The organism is uncultured Lamprocystis sp., from assembly GCF_903933125.1.
GTDB lineage: Bacteria > Pseudomonadota > Gammaproteobacteria > Chromatiales > Chromatiaceae > Thiodictyon.
The window spans coordinates 1-2,318 of sequence record NZ_CAIZIZ010000153.1 but is presented as its reverse complement, the minus strand read 5'-3'; the positions used below and the strand labels follow the sequence as shown (position 1 = coordinate 2,318).

The following is a 2,318-nucleotide window of genomic DNA, read 5'->3' as shown; positions in this document are numbered from 1 at the left end:
GTGCTTGCCGTGTGCCTGAGTCCGGTCGCCCACCGACGCTGTTCCGCCGGGTGCCAGCAGTTCCAAATTTGGGTGGCCGCCGCCAACAGTGTGTCGGCAGCGAGGCCGATGGTGGATGCGCTGCGCTTATCCACCCTACGATACCGGCTCCGTGGTAGGGTGGATAAGGCGCGCCGCTCGGTCTCAGGGACTCGGCAAGGCGGTCGCGCGCGCCGCATCCACCAGAGGTCGCGCGGTGCCGCCCAAATTTGGAATTGCTGGCCGGGTGCCGCCGCCCTTGGCCGACCCCCGGCGCGGGCGTAAACTGGAGCCGATCCGTGGCGGCGGACCCCGCTTCCGGAGCCCCCCCCCGCCCGCGGGCAGTCGCGAGTCCCATCCGATGACCAGCACCCTTGTGTCCAGCCGTCTGTCGCCCCTGGCCAGGCGCGTCGAGCCTTTCCACGTGATGCGCCTCCTGGGGCGTGCGGCCGAACTGGAGGCGCAGGGACGTTCCATCGTCCACCTGGAGGTCGGCGAGCCCGATTTTCCCACCCCCGAACCCATCGTCGAGGCCGGCCGGCGCGCCCTGGCCGATGGGCGCACGCGCTACACGCCGGCCCGCGGACTCGCGGCGCTGCGCGAGGACCTCGCCGGCTACTACGCCGGGCGCTACGGCGTGCCGGTCGACCCGGCGTGCATCCTGGTCACCCCCGGAGCCTCGGGCGCCCTGCAACTGGTCTTTCAGGCGGTCCTGGAGCCGGGCGACCGGGTGCTTCTTTGCGATCCGTCCTATCCCTGTTACCGCCAGGTGCTCCGACTGCTGAGCGTGGAGCCGGTCGCGGTCCCGGTCGGGCCGCAGACCAGCTATCAGCTTACCGTCGACCTGGCCGCCGAAGCTTGGGTCCCCGGGGTGCGCGCGGTCGTCGTCGCCTCGCCGTCCAATCCCACCGGGTCATCGCTCGACCCCGCCGTCATGGCCGGGCTCCATGGACTCTGCCGGGAGCGCGGCGCGGCCTTCATCGTCGATGAGATCTACCAGGGCCTGACCTACGAGGCACCCGACCGGACCGCGCTGACGCTCGGCTCGGAGGACCTTTATGTGATCAACAGCTTCTCGAAATACTTCGGGATGACGGGCTGGCGCCTGGGCTGGTTGGTCGGACCCGCCGACGCGGTGTCGGTGATGGATCGCATGGCTCAGAACCTCTTCCTCGCGGCCAATACGCCGGCGCAGTATGCCGCGCGAGCGGCCCTGGCGCCTGCCACCCGCCCCATCCTGGACGGGCGGGCACTGGCCTTCCGGCAGCGGCGCGACCGGCTGTTGCCCGCGCTACGCGAACTCGGCTTCGGCATTCCGGTGGCCCCGACCGGCGCCTTCTATCTCTATGCCCGCCTGCCGGAGCGGGTGACGCTCGATTCCATGACCCTGGCTTCCCGCCTGCTTGAAGAAGCCGGGGTCGCCCTGACCCCCGGCCACGACTTCGGGTTCCACGCGGCCGATCGCCATGTCCGTTTCGCCTACACGCGCGAGGCGGCGGACCTCGACGAGGGCGTGCGGCGCATCGGCGACGCCCTGGCGCGACTGTGATCGGGATCCAGACAGACCTTTGTGTAGGGGCGGGTTTGAAACCCGCCCCTACGTCCGGTTATCACGTCCGAAGGCTATAACCGGAGCAGGGCCGCGCGATGTCGACCGGCTACACCGGAAGATGAACGTCCGCCGCAGGAGCGGCCATCTGCCGCGGCAGCCGCAGCATCAGGACTAACGCACAACCCGCCAGCAGGATGAGGGCGACGACGGCCAGCCCAGCACTGAAGGAGGCCGTCGTCTGTTTCAACCAACCCATCAGGTACGGCCCCAGAAAGCCGCCGACGTTGCCCAGCGCGTTGATCAGCGCGATCCCGGCAGCGGCCGCCGTGCCGCTGAGCAACGCGGTCGCGAGCGCCCAAAACGGCCCCATGACACCCCAGACGCCGATCGCAGCGACCGAAAAGGCCAGGAGCGCAAGCGGCAAGGTCTGGGTCGCCGCCGCCAGGCGATACGCCGCAGCGTGCGGCGGGCCAGGAGGTCCTCGGTCGCGGGCCAGGCAGGGGGCGCTGAAGACGGTCTCGATCAAGATTCCGGCCACTTGGTCTCGCCGGGTACGTAGTCAGGCCATCCTGGCCTGACACGGTCAGGGCTGGAAGCCCTGACTACGCACGCCGCCGGCCGGGATTACGATCAAGGCCCTGAAGACAGGGGTGACATGACGGATTCCGGCCTTGATCATCGTTCCGGCCAGCCGAGGCACCGGCCGGCTGGAGTCCAAGGCTTCAGCCTTGGATCGGCAGGCCAAGGC

At 69.7% G+C, this 2,318-nt stretch carries 2 protein-coding genes; one reads left to right on the top strand and one right to left on the bottom strand.

Going from position 1 to position 2,318, the window contains the following annotated elements; translation table 11 throughout:
• Positions 1-379: 379 nt before the first annotated feature.
• Positions 380-1,567, top strand: coding sequence for an aminotransferase class I/II-fold pyridoxal phosphate-dependent enzyme (locus QZY03_RS07640; RefSeq protein WP_295579773.1), 1,188 nt, complete (start codon positions 380-382; stop codon positions 1,565-1,567).
• A gap of 109 nt (positions 1,568-1,676) precedes the next feature.
• On the opposite strand, the gene QZY03_RS07635 is transcribed toward QZY03_RS07640, so the two are convergent.
• Complete coding sequence (locus tag QZY03_RS07635) at positions 1,677-2,108, bottom strand: hypothetical protein (protein ID WP_295579771.1); 432 nt, start codon at positions 2,106-2,108, stop codon at positions 1,677-1,679.
• Positions 2,109-2,318: the final 210 nt, after the last annotated feature.